The sequence below is a fragment of the Aestuariivirga sp. genome (assembly GCF_047600585.1).
Taxonomy (GTDB): Bacteria; Pseudomonadota; Alphaproteobacteria; order Rhizobiales; family Aestuariivirgaceae; genus Aestuariivirga.
Genome location: NZ_JASGKP010000001.1, coordinates 280,590 through 300,562 on the forward strand (window position 1 = coordinate 280,590; position 19,973 = coordinate 300,562).

Below are 19,973 nucleotides of genomic sequence, written 5' to 3' on the forward strand. Positions count from 1 at the left end.
CGATGGAACAGGTGGATGCCGCACAGTGGTATGAGACGATCCGTTTTTCCGATGACGTCACCCTCATCCATGAGCCGTGGATCAAGCCGTTCTTCCGCTGCAACATGTGGCACGTGCGCGGCCGAGACCGTGATCTGCTGTTTGATACAGGGCTCGGGCATTTCAGCCTGCGGGATCATGTGCCGCTGGTGACGGAACGCGCGCTCACCTGCGTGGCAAGCCACACCCATTTTGACCATATCGGCTGCCATCACGAATTCGGGCACTGCGCCGTGCATGAAGCGGAGGTCGCCATTCTCGCAGACCCGCGCAATGAATGGACGCTTGCGGACCGCTATGCCACCGACGCAATGTTCGACCGCATGCCGAAGGGCTGGGCGCAGGAGACGTATCGCGTGCGTCCTGCTAGGCCGGAGAGGCAATTGCGCGGCGGTGACGTGATCGACCTTGGCGACCGGCATTTCGAAGTCATTCATACGCCGGGCCACTCACCCGGCGGCATCGGCCTCTTCGAGAAAAAGACCGGCATCTTTCTCTCGGGCGACATCATCTATGATGGTCCGCTCATTGACGATACCTATCATTCCGATCTCGCTGCCTATGCCGCGACGCTTGAGCGGCTGGCAACGCTCCCGGTTGCGGTCGTGCATGGCGGGCATTTTCCGAGCTTTGGCCGCACCCGTTACCGGCAATTGATCGATGAATATCTCGCTGGACGCCGCGCGCCAGGGTGCCACCTCTCCGCCACGCCGTAGAGGCTGCATAGCCTGTCCTTCGTATGAATGGGTTTCAATCTAGCGGGCATTCACTGCAGCTTTACTCATTTGACCCTGCGCAGCCTGCGGGATGATGCTTTGCTTCGGACGGATGTTCAGTCTCAGGAGCAAACCCATGAAGAAACATGTCCTTGCCGCGGGAATGACCGCAGCTGCACTGGCCGTTGCGGCATCCGCCGCCCTCGCCGCCGCTCCGCCAAAATTCACCGCGTCATGCCCCGCCGGCCTCGCCGTCACCTCGAACGGCAGCGGCAAGGTGGAGGTGAACGGCATGGGTGTCGCCGTCCAGACCCTGAGCAGCACGTCGTGGCGCTCCGTGTCCAATGGCGTCACCGTCGACATGGGCCGCGATGGCGCGCAGGTCTTCGTGAGCACGACACCGGGCGATATCTGCCAAGTGACCAGCACCAGTGCAGCACCCAATGCCGATGGCTCCATCGGCGGCGTGCCGCGCTCCGACCAGAAGGCCTGTCTCAAGGCCGTGAAGCGCAAGACCAAGAACTCGGTTGTGGTCCTCACCGCCACCAGTGCCGAAGCGAACAACAACGTCACAATCGGCGTCGGTCCTGACAAGGCGAAGTGGCAGTGCCTCGTGAAGAAGGGCCGCGTGGCAGAGGTCATGTCGCTCACCGATGAGGGCGCGCAATAGCGCTTTCAGGATCGTCCTCGGGATTACATTTTGGCAAATCCCTGCAACCGGGGCGGGGGTGGACTTGCGCCTGCTTCCATGCGTTTATGAAAACGCAAAGGACATTCGCATCATGCTTCACACCGCCAGCAACCGCTTCAACGCACAGGACCTCTGGCAGAAGGACCACGACCACTTCCTCCATCCCTTCACCCATTTCGACAGTTTCAGGAAGGAGGGTTCGCTCGTCATCGTGGAAGGCGACGGCTGTTTCCTGCGTGATGTGAACGGCAAGCGCTATTTCGACGGCATCGGCGGCATGTGGTGCGTCAATGTCGGCTATGGCCGCCGCGAGATTGCCGAGACCATGGCAGAGCAGGCGATGCAGCTCTGCTATTCCAACGTCTTCGTCGACGTCACCAATCCGCCGGCCACGGAACTGGCCGCCAAGCTTGCAAGCCTCGCCCCCGGTTCCCTCAATCATGTCGTCTATGCCAATTCCGGAAGCTGTGCGGTTGATACCGCCATCCGCCTTGCGCATTTCTGCCAGTCACGGCGCGGGCAGCCGAGCCGCCGCTACATCATCTCGCGCAAGAACTCCTATCACGGCTCCACCTATCTCGGCATGACGGTGGGCCGCCGCGAGGGCGACCAGTCCGAACACTTCAAGTATGTGCCCGACCTGGTGCATCATCTCTCCGCGCCCTATCCCTACCGCCGGCCCGAGGGCATGACGCTGGAGGAGTTTTCCGATTTCCTCGTGGAAGAATTCCGCCAGAAGATCGAGGAGCTGGGCGCGGAAAACATCGCGGCCTTTATCGCCGAACCGGCGCAGGCCTCGGGCGGCGTCACCATTCCGCCGCCAAACTACCTGCCGCGCATGCGCGAACTCTGCACGAAGAACGGCATTCTTTTCATCGCCGATGAAGTGGTGGTGGCCTTCGGCCGCCTTGGTCACATGTTTGCCTCGCAGGATGTCTTCGGCATCGAGCCGGACATCATCATCTGTGCGAAGGGCCTCACCTCCGGTTACATCCCGTTCTCCGCCGTCATCTATTCCGATGCGGTGCATGAGTTGATCTCGGCGCCGGACCCTGATGTGTGGTTCACCCATGGCTATACCTATGCCGGACACCCCGTGGCCTCCGCGGTGGCGCTCAAGAATATCGAGATCATCGAGCGTGAGGACCTGTGCGGCAATGCCGCCCGCGTCGGTGACTATCTCGAGGAACGCCTGAAGGGCTTGAGCGACCTTCCCATCGTGGGGGACGTGCGCGGCAAGCGGCTGATGATGTGTGTCGAGTACGTGAAGGACAAGACTACGCGCGAGAAGCTTCCCGATGATGTCCACATCTCGAAGCGCATTTCCAATCTTTGCGAGGCCAACGGCCTGATGGTGCGGCCTATCGGCCATCTCGATGTTCTCTCGCCGCCCCTCACCATCACGAAGGGCGATGTCGACTTCGTCGTGGATACGTTGGGTGCCGCCATCCGTCAGGTCACGGACGAGCTGGTGCGGGAAGGGGCGATCTGACGCTGCTGTACGGTGACGGGATGTTGGCATGACGAAGCAGGCCGGCAGAGGCGCAAGCGTGAAGCCCCTGCGCGTGGGCATCATGCTTACCCGCAACTTCACCCTCAGTGCCTTCGCGCTCTTTGTCGACACGCTGCGGCTTGCCAGCGACGAGCTCGACCGTTCGGGGCGCAAGTATGTGGACTGGGACGTGGTGAGCGACGATGCGCAGCTCATCCAGTCCAGTTCCGGCGTTCCCGTTGCGCCCACGGCCCGCCTGCATGAGCGGATGCAGTATGAATATCTCGTGGTCGTGGGTGGCAGGCTCACCGTTGAAGAGCGCCTGAGCCCTGCGCTGATGACGTTTCTCAAGACCAGGGCCGCCAAAGGAACGCCCGTCGTCGGCCTCTGCACGGGAAGCTTCGTGCTGGCGGAGGCCGGGCTTCTCACTGGCAAGACGGCCTGCGTGAGCTGGCTGCACCGCGAGGATTTCGAACAGGCCTTTCCCGACATCGCACACGTCTCGCACCGCCTGTTCCTCGAGGATGGTGGTATCACCACCTGCGCAGGGGGAACGGCGGTTGCCGATCTCGCGGCGTGGATCGTGAAGAAGCACGTCGGGGAAACGGCAGCACGGAACGCCATGGAAATTCTCCAGATCGAACGCCCGCGCGACGGCTCCGACATTCAGGCACGGCTGCCGCTCAATCTTCCGCTGGTGAAGGATGCGCGCGTGAAGTTCGCCTTGCTGCTGATGGAGGAGCTTGCGCATCAGAAAGGCGATGTCGAAGCGATTGCAAAACGTGTCGGCGTCTCAAGCCGGCAGCTCGAACGGCTCTTCAATCAGGAGCTGGGCTATGGCCCAAGCAAGGCGCTGCAGCGCATCCGCCTTGAGAAGGCGAGGCTCTTCGTGGAGCACACATCGCAATCGATCATGCAGATTGCGGTGGCCTTCGGCTATGACAGCCAGACCCATTTCAGCCGCATCTTCCGCGCCCATTTTGGTGTAAATCCCAGCGAATTCAGGCTTCGCACCAACGGGCCCCACCAAAGTGTATGACACCGGCGAAACTTCATTGTCGGCCGTGAGGGCCGCGTCACACTTAAGCAGTGTGCCCTGTTACGACTAATTCCTTTGCAACCTTGGATGGGTTTTTTCCCACGTTTTTGCGGGTCTGTTGCGTTAATCAAATCTTAAAAACATGCAAATCGGATATTGACTCTCATACAGATTGTGTCGAAGTTTAACCTTGGTTGTACACTTTGGTGTTGCTGATGAGTTCAACTCCAGCGGCAATACCTAACACCTCGAGGGGGTCGAGGCGTGCAACCGGGGACTGGACTTGGCTAAGACTCGCATTTGGGGCCGGCGGCCCTGAATTTACCGTTTCGCTAATCCGGCACTTGTGGCTTCAGGCCTTCACCAGGCCCGAGGAGAGCAGGAAGGCAGCACCGGTTCGCTGATCATCAGAACCGGGCGTCATGGGCCGGGGCGCACTACCTGAAAACCAGAATCGTTTGAACGCGCGAAGTCAATTCGTGTGACGGGAGAGAATTGTCATGACCATCACGGATCCGTCTCTGAAGCCATTTGTAATCGACAATACGGACATCCAGTTCCTTCTGGATCAAGTCAATTTCATTCCCCTGTTTGATGCTGCCGGAAACGTCATCATCAACTGGGATGGCACCGGCCGCGTGTACAACGCTTACGGGCGTCTCCTCGCGACGGGCGGCACGGTCGCCGGCGATGCTGCTGCACTCGCAGCCATTGCTCTGGTGGGCACCTCATACCAGAACACCACGGATCTTTCCGGTCTTCGCGATCCCTCCGGCTTCAACAACAACCTCACGCCCATTCATGCTCATTGGGGCCAGGCCGGCTTCGAATTCCCGAGGACGGTTCCCGCCAATTTCACCAATTACGCGCAGGAAGTGCTGAATGTTCCCGCTGATACGGTGTTCACCCCACTCGCACCAGAAGTTCTGGCGCACACCGACCAGACCTCGCTTGTCTCGGTGTCCAACACGCAAAACACCAGCACCTCCACTGTCGCCGGCATCACGATCACCAAGAACGTGACGGACGAGCTGGGAACAGGCACCACCATCAGCACGGCCTCCGTTCTGAACAAGCAAGTGAAGGACGGTCACCACAAAACAGTGACCATCACGGAATCGTCGGCCGACACGACGGTGACGACGTCGACCTTTGTCTATGACAAGGTCACGACAGTGACGACGATCGGCAACGGTGGTCCCACCGCAACGTCGACAGATGTCAACATCACCCAGACGGCGCCGGTCGTTCAGAGCACTGCCGTCACCCATGGCCCCACCACGACATCGCTTTCGGGTGGCGAGCTTGACACCACGACGTCGATCCACTTCGCCACCGACGGCAAAGATCATCTCGCGCACAGCTTCAAGGGCCTGGTGAGCGGCACCGTCGGCACCCAAGGCACCTATCGCACCATCACGAACGGCGTGACGACAGCAGCCGACTATCACAATCCGTGGGACAGCGTCGTGGACTACACGCCGCGCATGATCAGCCGCACCACAACGACGGCTGACGTACAATATGACACCTGGGCCAATCACCAGAACGACGCCAATGCCTCCAAGCATATGGCCAACGAAATCTACTACGATCCCAACACCGGCGTGGCCAAGGTGCTGGATTGGGGTCAGCTCAAGACCGTCGCCGATGGCGGCCTTGGCCAGGTTGATACGCAGGCCCGCTTGAACGCGTCTGCCGGCCAGGATGATCACTTCATTGGCGGCCTGAACCCCGGCGTCTCCCCGTCCAATGGCTTCTTCGTCCTGTTCGGGCAGTTCTTCGATCACGGACTCGACTTCATCGACAAGGGCGGCCAGGGATCCACGATCCAGATCGCGCTCGCCGTGGATGATCCGCTCTATGGAATGATCGGTCCTGACGGCAATCCGGTAACCTCCATCACCATAAATCGCGCCACCGTTGACTCGGTCAGCCCCGATGGCACGCCGCAGTATGTGAACCACACCTCGCCCTTTATCGACCAGAGCCAGACCTATGGCTCGAACAGTCAGCTCACCACCCTGCTGCGCGAATGGGTCAAGGACGCTAACGGCGGGACGGGTTATCATGCCGGCATGTCGATGTTCGACGGCCACACGCTGGAAACCGCGTGGAAGAAGCCGGACGGCACCATGACGAATGCCACACTGCCGACCCTTGCGGAACTGCGTCAGCACATCGTCGATACCGGTCGGGACGACTTGAGCTGGGAAGACATTTCGAATCTGCGCAACCGTGACGCTGCCGGCCACGTTACCACCGGCCTGAGCGGTTCCGCGCTCATTCTCGACATGAATCCGCGCTTCGACATCGGTCATCTGCACGGCTTCAACGACAAGGACGGCGACGGCGTCAAGGACGCCAACGAAATCAGCTACGCAACCGCAGCCCAGGTGGCAAAGGTGGATGCAGCGATTGCGGCGCTCGACGCCGACGTCAAGGCGACCTATGGAAACGGTGCCGGCCTTTCGATCCAGAACGGCATCCTGACCCTGTCCGGCATTCCGGGCCCGAATGGCCCGATGACGCTGACCGGCGCCAGCGCGCTCTATCCGTGGGTCGACTTCTCCAACTTCAGCATCATGCAGACACATGCAGGCACCATCAACGCCAGCATTTCTTCCGCTGCCCATGCCGCAGTTGGTGAAATCCTCATGGCGTCGGTGGGTGACCACTACATCGCCGGTGACGGCCGCGTGAACGAAAACTTCGGTCTCACGTCCGTCCATCACATCTTCCACGAAGAACACAACTTCCAGGTCCAGAACCTGATTGAAGCCCTGCACACCCAGGACGTGGCTACCAATGATACGGCCCACACCAAGCTGCACGGCTTCCAGATCGCAACGACCCGCATGAACTCGCTTGGCGACTACGTCTATGTTGCCGGTTCCCTGACCCAGGCGAAGGTGAATCCGACCGACGTTCAGATCTTCGGCACCAACGGAAATTCCCTCGGTTATGCAGTGGCCTCGAATGTCACCGTTGCGTGGGATGACGAGAAGATGTTCAACGCCACGAAGCTGATCGTGGAAATGGAATACCAGCATGCTGCCGTTGACCAGTATGCGCGCAACGTGACGCCCAATATCCAGGAATTCGTTGGCTATTCGCCGGACAAGGATCCCGGCGTTACCCTTGAATACGCCCAAGGAGCGTTCCGATTCGGCCACTCAACTCTTCGCGAAACGATTGACACCATCGATCCGACTGGGGGCCTTACCGGCAAGATCATGGGCTACGCGCTCCGCGATGCCTTCCTCAATCCGGGCAAGTATGGCGAACTCGGACCGGCATCGATCCTGCTCGGCATGTCCCATCAGCAGATGAACGAGGTCGACGAATTCGTGACGCCGGCCCTTAATCAGGGCCTTCTCGGTCAGCCGCTTGACCTCGCGGCGATCAACATTGCGCGCGGCCGCGACATCGGGCTCCCGACACTCAATGATTTCCGCGAGGCCATCGGCCTCGTGCGCTACACGAGCTGGACCGACTTCGGCCAGAACATGCAGCACCCCACATCGCTGGCGAACTTCATCGCGGCCTATTCCTTCGACGGCGACATGGACCGGGCGAAGGCCATCGTTGGCCTCGCCGATGGCTCCATTGCGGAAGGTTCCGCAGCAGCGATGGGAATGACGGCGGTTGCAGCTCTCGCCTTCCTCGACGGCGGTGACCTTGGCTTCAACAAGATCGACACTTGGCTTGGTGGCCTCGCCGAAATCCATCAGCCGGGCGGCATCCTGGGTGAAACCTTCGACAAGGTGTTCGTTACCCAGATCGAGTCGCTGATGGACGGCGATCGCTTCTACTACCTTTACCGCCTTGCCGGACAGCAGTTCGGACAGGAAGTTGCCAACGGCCAGCTCAAGGACATCGTGGAGCGCAATACCGGGCTGACGCACCTCAACGGCAACATCTTCGGGTATGCCGATCAGTACGTCGATCTTGCCGCGAAGAAGGAGGTCGTCGGCCCCAACCAGGAAGCCCTGACCACCGGCAACGAGCACAAGTACGGCAACATCACAGCCGTCGATTCAGGTGCGATGGGCGTCTACTCCAATGGTGGGCTCAGCAACGCCAATGACGGAAACACCATCAGCCTCAACACGGTCGATGGTCTGCAGACCTACATCCAGGACACGCGACTGGCCGATACCGACCCGAACAGTCTGTATGGGCAGAACGGCTTCGTGAACCTGGACGGCACGCCGAACTCCGGCGCAGAGTCCAACGAGGTTATCGCCGGCACCAAGGGCAATGACATGATCTATGCCCAGGGCGGTGACGACACCGTGTACGGTGACGGTGGCAACGACATTCTTTACGGTGGTTATGGCATCGACCGCCTCTATGGCGGTACGGGAGCCGACACCATCTTCGGTGGCGACAACCCGGATCTGATCGACGGCGGTGCCGGCGACGACAAGCTCTACGGCGAATCGTCGGGCACGGACATCAATGGTTCCGACCAGGTTATCGGCGGCTCCGGCAACGACTATATCGATGGCGGCACGGGCATCGACAAGCTGACGGGCGGCTCAGGTGACGACCACATCGTCGGCGGACAGGATACCGATCCCTTCACCCATGGCGATGACGGCAACGACATCGTCGAAGGCAATTCCGGTGGTGACATCCTCTACGGTGACAATGGTGACGACCTCGTCATCGGCGGCGCCGACCAGGACCAACTCTTCGGCAACAACGGCGACGACATCCTGCGCCCTGGCGACCCCACCGGTGCACTCACGATCGGAACCGATGAAGTGCTCGGCGGCGACGGTGTCGATGTCAATGACACCGGCTTCGACCTCATCGACTTCAGCGACAACACGGCGCGGCCCGGAGGCGTCACCTTCGATGTCGGCAACCAGCAGAACCCGAATGTCACAGTCAACGGCACGCCGGTCCAGCTTCCGTCCTTCCAGATCGACGGCGTCATCGGTTCCGTGTCTGACGACACGCTTACCGGCAGTGACTCGTCAGATGCCGGAAACGGCGCTGATGCCAGCATTGCCGGCAAGAACTGGCTGATCGGCGGCACCGGCAACGACACGCTGCAGGGCTCGGGCGGCAACGACCTGATCATCGGTGGATCGATCCGGCTCGATACTCTGATCGGTACCTACAAGGGCGTCCAGTATGATGCCAACGGCATTGCCTTGAAGGGTGCGAACGGTCAGCCGATCCTCACTGGTTTTGCTTCGACTTATGATCACAACAACAACAACTGGGGTCTCACCAGCGACACCGCGTTGATGGACGCCCGCTACCAGGGTGCTTCGCATCGCGTGGGCTATGCCGATGTGCTCTCTGGCGGCCTGCTGGGTGGTGCCGGCGTGGGGGCGGGTTTCGAGCGCCACTTTGCCGACATGCTCCGCTCTGACCAGTTCAAGGATGCGGTTCTGGGTGATGGTGGTGCCGACACGGCATCGTCCGATACCGCCGTCTATACCGGCAACATGTCGCGCTACACAATCGTGGCGCTCGACATCAACGGCAACGTCGTAAGCAATCCCCACACCAACTGGGGCAGTGTCTTTGCGGTCAAAATCACCGACAACCGCACGGCGAACGAGTTCATCGACAACGCCGGCAATCCGCTGCTTGACGCCAACGGCAATCCGCTCGTCAACGAGGGCACGGACATCGTCGTCGGTGTGGAGAAGCTGAAGTTTGCCGACCAGACGATCAGCCCCGAGGTTTACTTCGACAAGGCGCCCAAGCTCGATCTGAACTTCAATCCGATCGTGGTGATCCCGCTGACCACGGACAACTTCTCGGGTAACAACGTCAACGTTTACGCACGTGGCACGGCCTGGGCGGGCAACTGGTCGGAGTCGGGTGACGGCAATGGTCAGGGAAGTCCAGCAAGCGGCCAGATCATGGTGGATGCCATCGGTTCCGGTGTGGCAACCAACCTCGGTCTCCACATCACAGGCGGCATCGGAAACGCTTACAATGGCGCCACTGTTTCGCGTGGCGTGGACTTGACGGGTGTCGAGTCGGCAACCGTCAGCTTCGATGTGAGGCAGACCGGCATCGGCGGGAATGAGACCGTGAGGGTCTATGTTCTCGATCACACCCCGGGCAACGGCGACGTACCGCTCTACACCATTCAAACGGGTGCAGATTCGGCGGCGACAAACCACACCTTCAACATCCCGTCGGCCATGTTCAACGCAAATGCGCGCGTCTACTTCGTCGCGTCGTCTATGAGTGCGGCCACCGACAATGTCTTCATTGACAACATCACGGTGACGAAGACTGCGGACACGTCCACGTCCAATACCGCAAGCTACACCGAGTTGTCGGCGGCCGCGGCCATCACCACCACGCCGAAGATCACGGATCCGGATGCGACCGACAAGATCTACTCAGCGAAGATCGTCATTCGCGAAACGGTTGCCGGTGACCATCTGACCATGTCGGGCAGTCTGCCGAGCGGCATTGTGGCCAGTGGTGTTGGAACGGGCGTGATCACGCTCACGAGCGCTGCCGGTTCGAGCATGACTGATTTCGAAACAGCCCTGAAATCAATCCTCTTCTCGAACGACGGACCAAACCCGACCAACTATGGTCAGTCGACATCGCGGCACATCGACGTGACGGTCAACGACCGGCTGCTCGACAGCCCGGTGGCCACGACCACGGTCAACATCACGGCGATCGACAACGCCTCGGTTGTCAACAACGATACCGTTGTCACCAACTTCGCAGCCAACACCAACATCGCGATTGCGGACTGGACCCTTCTGGCCAACGATAGCGATGTGGACACCATCCTCCGGGTGTCCAGCATCGGCAATCCTCAGAACGGTGTCACACTTGTGGGCCAAGGGCTTGGCCACTCGAACGGTTCAGCAACCACTACGGTGCGGGACGTCGACGGTGGCAGCGGCGCGTTCAGCTACACGTTGAACACAGGCCCGACGGCAACCGTCAACTTGGTTCAGCAGACCAGCCTGACGACCCTCACGGCCAACAGCAGCGGCAACATCCTGCTCGGCACCGATGCCATCACCACCTTCCTCGGTGGCGCTGGCAAGGACGTGATCGTGACAAATGGCGGCAACGACACCGTCACCGCCGGTGGGGAAGATGACATCATCTCCTATACTGTCACCACTGGTGGTGGCGGCGGCGGTGGTGGTGGCGGCACCGTGACCAGCGGGCGCGACATCATTGATGGTGGTGCACAGGGCTCTGCAGGTGACCGCTTCATCCTCAACGGCAGCAACGGTGCGGAGACTTTCCGCATCTTCTCCAACACGGATGACTGGGACAACAATGCGGCAAACGGCATCCAGAGCAGCGCCGCACATGCCGGCATCACCGGGCTCAATGCCAACACGAAGATCGTCATCACCCGCAATGGTACCTTTGCCAACGGTGTGCTGACGGGCGGAACTGTCCTGGCAGAGTTGAACAATATCGAGGAAATCACGGTCAACACCCTCGATGTGTCCGCAAACGATGGAAACGGCGTTCCGAATGGCGGCACCACCGGTGGCTTCAACGGCGACACCGTCCAGATCGTGGGTAACTTCACCAACACCGGCCTGAACTACTCCACCATCACCATCAATGGCGGAGCGGATGACAAGGTCGACATTGGCGGTCTGACGTCGGCGCACCGCATCGTTTTCAACGGTGCTGCGAGCACTGACCAGGTGATCGGCACGCTGCGTCCGCAGGATGTGGTGAATACCGTTGGCGCCGGAAATGCTCCGGCCCAGCTCCTGCATGAGGTCATAGGCACCGACAGGCGCGAAACCCTTGCCGGTACGGCGGATGATGACCTCATCGACGCCAAGCGGGGCAACGACACGGCCAAGGGTGGCGATGGCCACGACCACTTCGTGGGTGCATTCGGTGACGGCAACGACAAGTACTACGGAGAAGGTGGCAATGACCTCTTCACCTCTGTCGGCAGCGACGGCAGGGACTTCTATGATGGTGGCGAAGGGAGCGATACCCTCGATATGTCCGGCGTCACCAACTCGATTGTCGTCAAGCTGGTGGAAGGTGCGAACGGGTCTGCCACGATCGGAAGTGTCGTCGATACCCTCGTGTCGATTGAAAACGTCCGCACTGGCAGTGGTAACGACACGATCTACGCATCTACTGCCCACAACTACATCGACACGGGTGCGGGCCATGACACGGTTGTGTTCCTGACCGCCGCTCATGCGAATGACGACGTGATCGACAACTTCGAAGCGGGTGACGTGATCGACCTGAAGGCCTTCATGGGAGGCACCATTAACCTTGTGCAAGGTGAAGTGGCCCAGAACGGCGAGGTGGCGTGGCACTTCGACAATGAAAGCGGAAATACCGAAGTCCATGGCGTCACCAGTGGCGGTACCCACTTCGACTTCGAAATCCGCGGCGATCACAAACTCACCACAACCGACTTTGGCATGTGATTTGCAGTAACAATATAGGAGAGGAGTTTTCGGACTCCTCTCCATGAAATCACCGACGTTTGTGAGCAAGGAAGGCCAGATGATGGCGCGTAAGTCGAATGGTGTGGCAACCGCAGCCGAAAAGGCAGCCAAAAGCCTGGGCGGCATCATTCTCTTCCTGATGGTCGTATCGGGCGTGATTAACCTTCTGGCGCTGACCGGCTCATTCTACATGATGCAGATCTACGATCGCGCCATTCCGTCCCAGAACGTTCCAACCCTTCTGGCCTTGTCTGGCCTCGCCATCGGTCTTTACCTTTTCCAGGGGCTTTTCGAGACGATCCGCAGTCAGATCCTCGTGCGCGTCGGCGCAAGCATGGACCGCAAGCTGGGGCCTCTCGCCCACAAGGTCACCATCGACATGCCGCGTCACGGCTTCTCGCCGTCCGAAGCGCTTGAGCGGAGCAGGGATGTGGACACCATCCGTGGGTTCCTGTCCAGCCAAGCGCCGATGGCTCTCTTTGACCTCCCGTGGATGCCTGTCTATCTCGTGTTCGTGTATCTCCTGCATCCCTATCTTGGTGCGCTCGTGATCGGCGGTGCTGTGGTTCTTGCGGTGCTTGCCATCGTGGCTGAGATCTTCACACGCAGGATCGCTAGCAAGGCACACCGGGCGATGGTACTCCGTAATTCGCTGGCAGACTCCAATGCCCGCAATGCTGAAGTCCTGCATGCCATGGGCTTCACGGGTCGCGCTGTTGAGCGCTACCAGGAAGCCAATGCCGACCATCTCGACCTCATGACCGGCACAAGCGATGTCTCCGGTTCGCTTGGCGCCGTGTCCCGTGCGCTCCGCATGATGATGCAGTCTGCAACGCTTGGTCTCGGTGCCTATCTTGTGATCCAGGGCGAAATGTCTGCCGGGTCCATCATTGCGGCCTCCATTACCTCGTCCCGTGCGCTGGCTCCCGTCGATTTGGCCATCGGCAACTGGAAGAACATCGTCGGTGCCAGAGGTGCATGGGCCCGCATCAAGGAGTCGTTGGCGTCTCTCGAGAATGCCACGAAGCAGATGCTCCTGCCCATCCCGAAGTCAGACCTCAAGGTGGAGAAACTGACGGTCGCAGCTCCGACGTCCGGCCGCGTACTGTTGGCCGAGGTCAGCTTCGACCTGAAGGCAGGCCAGGCGCTGGGCGTCGTGGGCACGTCTGGTGGCGGCAAGACAACCCTTGTTCGTGCCCTGACAGGTATTTGGTCGCCGTTGCGCGGTTCGGTCCGCCTCGACGACGCGGATCTCTCGCAGTGGCCCGCGTCTTCGGTAAAGTCGATCGTCGGGTATCTTCCCCAGGACGTGTCCCTTATCGATGGCACGATTGAAGAAAACATCGCTCGCCTCGAGAAGGACGCCGACCCCAGAGCCATTGTGGAGGCCGCTCAGGCTGCCGGTATCCATTCGATGATTGTCCGTATGCCGGACGGGTACAAGACCCAGGTTGGTGCCGGCGGGCATGTGCTTTCCGCCGGTCAGCGACAGCGTGTCGGCCTTGCCCGGGCGCTCTATGGAAATCCGTTCCTCGTGGTCATGGATGAGCCGAATTCGAACCTCGACTCCGAGGGTGAGCAGGCCCTGACCGCCGCCATCCAGGGAATCAAGTCCCGCGGTGGCATTGCGATTGTTGTGGCGCACCGTCCCAGTGCGCTTGCAGCTGCCGATCTTGTTGCGGTCATCCAGAACGGCAAGCTCGCGGCATTCGGCACCAAGGATGAAATTCTCTCGCCGAACAAGGCGCGGAATGTTCAGCCGATGCGGCCGCCAGTGGCAGCCAACGAGGAACAGGATCTCCGGATGCAGCCGGTTCGTGTGGGGTAGGAGGGATCGTCATGTCGGTCATTCAGGTTCAGGCACTTCGTGAAGCAAAATCGTCCAGGAAGAAGGATGAAGAGATCGATCTGAACGGCACCGGACATGACAAGCCGAGCCGCGCCCCGTACTTTGTCGGAGCGTCGATTGCCGCCCTTGTGCTCTATCTGAAGACGGCCTACAGCGCCCATGCCGAGACTCCCCCAGAGTCCGCTGATGACAGCCACCGGTCCGAGGAGAACGAGTCCTTCAAGGCCCAGGACCAGGTCAGCCACGAGAAGCCGTTCGCCAGACATTCGAATTTTCATCATCTCAACGAGGAGGATGAGGGGAAGCCGGGTGAAGATGCCATCGAACAGGTACGCCGGGCACTGACGGACGAAGGCTGGAGCCTTGATGATGTTCCGGTCTTTCAGTTTGTCAGTGCCGGTGGTCTTCCCCGCTTCCTTTCCGGCCTTGGCGTTTCGCGGATGCGAACGGCAGCCCTTGCGAACGACAATGGCGCCGCTGACACACGGGCGTACCGTGGCGGCGCAGTATCCGGTTCGTCTTCGGCAACGAAGAATCGGAGCCCGACTGCCGAGGGTCCGGTGTTTCTGCAGAACGGCTTTGCCACGATGGCTGTGTTGTTTACCCTCGACGATCTCCTGAAGGGTGCAACCGACCCGGATCAAGACCAGCTTTCTGTCGTTCACCTGCAGGCCTCTTCCGGGCAGTTCATTCCGGTGGATGGCGGGTACATGTATATCGGAGACGTGACCGGCCCTGTGTCGGTCACCTACGACATCACCGACGGCCTGCATGTCATTCCGCAACAGGCCTATCTGGACGTCAAGGAGCATGCCGTAACCCTGGGAACCACGAGCGTCGACAACATCGTCGGCAGCGACTCTGCGGATCTCATCGCCGTAGGGGCCGGAGCGGACAGCGTATCGGCCGGCGACGGCATGGATACGATTTACGCCGATGATGGTGACGACTTGATCCACGGCGGGGCCGGCAATGATCTAGTCATCGGCGGGGCCGGCAATGACAAGCTCTTCGGCGATGATGGAAACGATGTCATCTTCGGTGGACTGGGCAATGATGAAGTCCATGGCGGCAAGGGCAACGACACCCTCTACGGCAACGAAGGTGACGACACCATTGCCGGTGATGAAGGAAACGATACGCTCTTTGGGAATGCCGGCAAAGACGTGCTGAGCGACGGTGCGGGCCAGGATTACGTTTCGGGTGGTGCGGATAACGACAGGATCGTTGTGGCGGCAGACGGAGAAGACGACAGCTTTGACGGAGGCGCCGGCACCGACACGATCTCGTTCGCTTCCAGCACGACGTCGGTTACCATCAATGCCGTTGCCGGAACCGCTACGGGAGCGGGCATCGGGCATGATGCCATCCATGGTTTCGAGACTTATGAAGGTGGAAGCGGAAACGACACGTTCATCGTGGGCCAGGATGCGGCCGACCTGGTCGGCGGCGGCGGTTACGACATCTTCAGGATCCTGACCTCCGGTGCGACCGCGTCTGCACCCATCCGCCATGTCATCGAGGACTTTCATGTCGGTGATCGCGTGGAGATGTCAGGTTATGACATCTTCGAGGACGGTGACACCTCACAGGACTTCCTCGCCCAAATGAATGCCCTTGGCAACGGCACGGCACCAGACAGCGCCGTGCCGGTGAGATTCCGGGTTGATGACGCCACCACCAAGACCTGGATCGAAGCGGACTTCGACCATGACAACAACTATGAAGTGAGCGTGGAACTGGATGGACACCACAACCTGCTTCTTCATCTCAACTCTCATGCCTAACACGTGGACCTTGCTGTGAAAAAGAGCTTCCTGAATTCATCCCAATCCGTTGCCGGTGAAGATCTCCATCTCGTCAGGGGCTCGGGCATCCGTGGCCGGATCTTTCTCGGCACCTTCGCGCTTGCAACACTGGTGGGCGGCTTCGGCGGCTGGGCCGCGACGTCAGAACTTGCGGGCGCGGTGATTGGTCATGGCCAAGTGAAGGTCGACAAGGACCTGCGTTCCGTTCAGCACCTTGATGGCGGGATCATTCGCGATATCGCAGCCAAGAAGGGCGATGAAGTCAAGGAGGGCCAGGTGCTCATTGCCCTTGATGACACGGCGCTCTCCAGCGAGCTGTCGATCGCCAAGGGTCAGTTGGTCGAACTCAGTGCGAAGCGGTTGCGCCTTATGGCCGAGCGCGATGGTGCAGATGCCATGCCCGAGCCCGCCGCGTCCGATCCCGAGGGCCTGACCAACTCCGCCGAACTCGCAAACGAGACTCGCCTGTTCCACAACAACCGGGAAACCCGCGTCCACCGCATCGAGCAGATGAAGCTCACCGTCGCCCAGATTGACGAGGAACTTCGCGGCCTTGACGCGCAGATGAAATCGAACCTGCGGGAGACCGAGCTGGTCCAAGAGGAGTATGATCGCGTCGAGGCGCTCAAGAAGCAGGGTCTCACCGATACTGGCCGTGTCTTCTCCTTCTCTCGCGATCTTGCCCGCCTGCTCGGCGACAAGAACCAGATCGAATCCAACACCGCGCGCGCCCAGGCGCACCGGAACGAGATCGAGGTTCAGATCCTTGGCATCGACGATGGTGCCCGGACCGATGCCCAGAAGGAACTGGCGGATATCGAGCCGCGGATCGAAGAAACCAGGCAGCGTATCGCGGCAACGACGGCGCGTCTCAGCCGGCTTGTCATCCGTTCGCCCATCTCGGGCTATGTGAACGAGATCTTCGTCAACACCGTAGGCGGCATTGTTACCCCTGCCCAGAAGCTCATCACGATTGTGCCGCAGGATGCGGCCCTTGAAGTCGAGACCCACATTCAGCCAACCGACATCGATCAGGTGTATGTGGGTCAGGACACCAAGCTGAAGTTCACGGCGTTCAATTCGCGGACAACCCCCGAGTTGAAAGGTCACATCAGCTTCATTTCTCCGGCAACCACTGTCGAGCAGAGCACGGGTCGCGCCTATTACGTGGCGCAGGTCGATGTTCCTGCCGACCAGTATGCCAAGCTCGAAGGCAAGAAAATGGTGCCGGGCATGCCGGTCGAGGTCTTCATCCAGACGGAGTCCCGGACGGCGCTCTCCTATCTTGTCCGTCCGGTGTACGACCAGTTGAGCCGCGCTTTCACGGAAAACTAACTCAGCACGGGCTTCCGCAGGAGGCTGGCGGCGCTTGCCGTGATGGCAAGCGCGGCGGCGGTCCATGCCACCCACCTGATGTCGGTTGTTCCCAGTCCGCTGAAGAGGGTGGCCACGATGATGGCGCCCAGCGATTGTCCGAGCAGGCGTCCCAGCGACTGCAATCCGCTTGCGCCACCGCTTCGTTCTGGTGGCGCACTGCCGATGATCACCCGGTTGTTGGGTGACTGCATCATGCCGAAGCCGAGCCCGCAGAGGCCGAAGCGCCACACGAGATCAAGTTCACCCGGGCCTGCCGGAAGGAGCGCGAGCGAGGCCCAGCCGATGGCAAAGAGCAGGAGGCCGAGCGAGGCGATGTAGTGCGGCGGAAAGCGGTCGGAAAGGCGCCCCGCCACCGGTGCGATGAGGGCGGTCACCATGGGCCATGGCGTGAGCAGGAAACCGGTGTGATGGGCCGAGTAGCCCAGCGCCGTCTCCAGATAGAAGGGCAGCGCCACGAAGCCCATGTTCTGCGCCGAGAAGGACGTGATCGAGATCAGGAAGGAGAGCCGGAAGATCGGCCGCTTCAGCAGGTCGAGCGGCAGGATGGGCTGCACCATGCGCTGCTCACGGGCGATGAAGGCCGTGCCCGCGACGAAGGCGATGATCAGGAGAATGATGGTGAGGCGGTGATCGCTCGCCGTGCTCACCGCGTTGAGACCGGCGATGAGCGGCCCGAAGGTGAGAGCATTAAGCAGGATGCTCGTCTTGCTGATCCGTGTGCCCGTGGTGGGCGTGAGCGGGAGAAGCTGGCGGGCCAGGATGAGGGCGAAGACGCCGCTCGGCACATTCACGAGGAAGAGCCACTGCCAGTCGGCAACCGAGAGAATGGCGGCGCCGACGCTCGGCCCCGCCGCTGCCGAGACAGCCACGATCAGCGCCGTATAACCCATGCCGGCGCCCAGCTTCGCCTTCGGGAAGATGAAGCGGACAAGCGCGATGTTGACGCTCATGATCCCCGCGGCACCGAGACCTTGCAGGAAGCGCGCCACGATGAAGATCCAGAAATTTCCGGCGTTTGCGCAGAGAAGCGAAGAGAAGGTGAAGATCAAAAGGCCCCACCAGTAGACGCGCCGGTAGCCGATGCTGTCGCCCAGCGACGAGAGCGGCAGGAGCGAGATGGTGATGGCGAGGTTGTAGATGTTGACGATCCAGATCGCCTGTTCAGGCTGCAGGCTCAATTGCTGGGCAATGGAGGGAAGCGCGATGTTGACGATGGCGCCATCCAGCACCGCCATGGTGAGAGCGATGGCGATGGGGAGGAAGGCGAGGAGGGGCTTGCGCTGCGGGACGGTCGCCGCGTCCGGCGGAAGGGTCGGAGCATTCATGCAGGGCTCCTCCTACCAGCAGCGGCGTGCCCCGGCGAAGCCATAACTTGGAATACCTGCCCGTCGAAAAAGCTCAGAGCTTGCTGATGACGTCGCCCACCGCCACGGTGCCGTCCTGCTCGATGGAACAGAGGATGCCGTGGAGGCGGTAGATCTTGTGGTCCTGGGCGCTGGTCCAGGCATAGGCCGCATTCCCGTAGCGCCGCCGCCACTTGGCGCAGCCGCGGTTCCAGATGTCGGAGACGCGCAGCACCGCCGTGCCAAGCCGGATCAGGCAATCGTCCGGCAGGTTGTCTTCGCTGGTGTTGATGTCGGCAATGACCGTGTCGCCCGGGAAGGCCATGGTCTCGCGGTCACGCCAGACGAGATCGAGCACGCGGAGCGGCAGGATCGAGACCTGGATGCGGGGGTCTGGGCGGCCATCCGGCAATGTCATCCACGGCTCGCGCATCTCGAGATCTTCCGCTACGCCAAGCTCGCGGGAGAGGGTGAGGCTGCGATGAAAGACGCGCTGGTTGTGGGCCGGGCGGGTGCAAAGGAAATGGACGGGCCCATCGGTGGCAGGTGCCGCCAGCACGTGTGGCAGTGCTGTCGCCAGTTCATCCGCCGTTGCGTGGTTGTCCATGAAGTGCCCTCTTGCAGCCCAATCATGCATGGCCTGCGGACAAGAGGCAAATCTCAATGGTCTCCGTGGCAATGGGCGTGATCGCTCAGCACTTCGATGACCCGGCACTGGCTGACACGGCCATGGCCGCATTCCTCCACCATGCGCTTCAGTTCCTTGCGCAGGGCTTTGAGTTTGGCAAGTCTCAACTCGACCTGTTTCAGGTGCGCGCTGGCAATCCGGTCAGCGACAGAGCAACTGGTCTGAGGATTGTCCGACAGCTTGAGGAGTTCCCGGATCTCGTCGATGCCGAAGCCCAGTTCACGGGCATGGCGGATGAACTTCAGGCGGCGCACGTCCTTCGGGTCATAGAGCCGGTGCCCGCCCTCGGTCCGCTGGAAGGGCTTCACCAGTCCGATCTCCTCATAGTAGCGGATGGTCTGCACCTTGGTGGACGCAACCGCAGCGAGCTTTCCGATGGGGATACCCGTCATGGCACTTTCCTCTTGAATCTCTAGTGGGTGGAGATTGTAGCCTGCGGAACGAGAAAAGCCGAATGAACGTTCCGTGAGACCGT

11 protein-coding genes are annotated in these 19,973 nt (G+C 60.6%); 8 read left to right on the plus strand and 3 right to left on the minus strand.

The features are described from left to right. Positions 1–2: 2 nt before the first annotated feature. The 8 genes from QM801_RS01260 (at position 3) to QM801_RS01295 (ending at position 17,425) form a co-directional block, all read left to right on the plus strand. Positions 3–755, plus strand: coding sequence for an MBL fold metallo-hydrolase (locus QM801_RS01260; RefSeq protein ID WP_415017398.1), 753 nt, complete (start codon positions 3–5; stop codon positions 753–755). A 136-nt stretch (positions 756–891) separates the two neighbouring features. Further along, complete coding sequence (locus tag QM801_RS01265) at positions 892–1,425, plus strand: hypothetical protein (protein WP_415017399.1); 534 nt, start codon at positions 892–894, stop codon at positions 1,423–1,425. 112 nt (positions 1,426–1,537) lie between these two features. Continuing rightward, entirely contained in the window at positions 1,538–2,938 is a 1,401-nt protein-coding gene (locus tag QM801_RS01270; RefSeq protein ID WP_415017400.1) for an aminotransferase, read from the plus strand. Positions 2,939–2,966: 28 nt separating this feature from the next. Then, entirely contained in the window at positions 2,967–3,977 is a 1,011-nt protein-coding gene (locus tag QM801_RS01275; RefSeq protein WP_415017401.1) for a GlxA family transcriptional regulator, read from the plus strand. A gap of 500 nt (positions 3,978–4,477) precedes the next feature. Beyond that, positions 4,478–12,412 carry a peroxidase family protein gene (locus QM801_RS01280; protein WP_415017402.1) on the plus strand — a complete coding sequence of 2,645 codons (7,935 nt, stop codon included), beginning with the start codon at positions 4,478–4,480 and terminating at the stop codon, positions 12,410–12,412. Between the two features lie 82 nt (positions 12,413–12,494). Next, positions 12,495–14,261, plus strand: coding sequence for a type I secretion system permease/ATPase (locus tag QM801_RS01285; protein WP_415020873.1), 1,767 nt, complete (start codon positions 12,495–12,497; stop codon positions 14,259–14,261). Between the two features lie 11 nt (positions 14,262–14,272). Beyond that, entirely contained in the window at positions 14,273–16,069 is a 1,797-nt protein-coding gene (locus tag QM801_RS01290) for a cadherin-like domain-containing protein (RefSeq protein ID WP_415017403.1), read from the plus strand. Positions 16,070–16,084: 15 nt separating this feature from the next. Further along, entirely contained in the window at positions 16,085–17,425 is a 1,341-nt protein-coding gene (locus tag QM801_RS01295) for an HlyD family type I secretion periplasmic adaptor subunit (protein ID WP_415017404.1), read from the plus strand. On the opposite strand, the gene QM801_RS01300 is transcribed toward QM801_RS01295, so the two are convergent. The 3 genes from QM801_RS01300 to QM801_RS01310 all read right to left on the minus strand — a co-directional run bounded on the left by QM801_RS01300 (position 17,422) and on the right by QM801_RS01310 (position 19,890). Further along, entirely contained in the window at positions 17,422–18,792 is a 1,371-nt protein-coding gene (locus QM801_RS01300) for an MFS transporter (RefSeq protein ID WP_415017405.1), read from the minus strand. The genes QM801_RS01295 and QM801_RS01300 overlap by 4 nt on opposite strands. Before the next feature lie 73 nt (positions 18,793–18,865). After that, positions 18,866–19,417: a hypothetical protein gene (locus tag QM801_RS01305; protein ID WP_415017406.1), complete on the minus strand. Its 552-nt coding sequence runs from the start codon at positions 19,415–19,417 to the stop codon at positions 18,866–18,868. Between the two features lie 53 nt (positions 19,418–19,470). Next, a complete protein-coding gene (locus tag QM801_RS01310; protein WP_415017407.1) occupies positions 19,471–19,890 on the minus strand; it encodes a MerR family transcriptional regulator in 420 nt (139 codons plus the stop codon). Positions 19,891–19,973 lie beyond the last annotated feature (83 nt).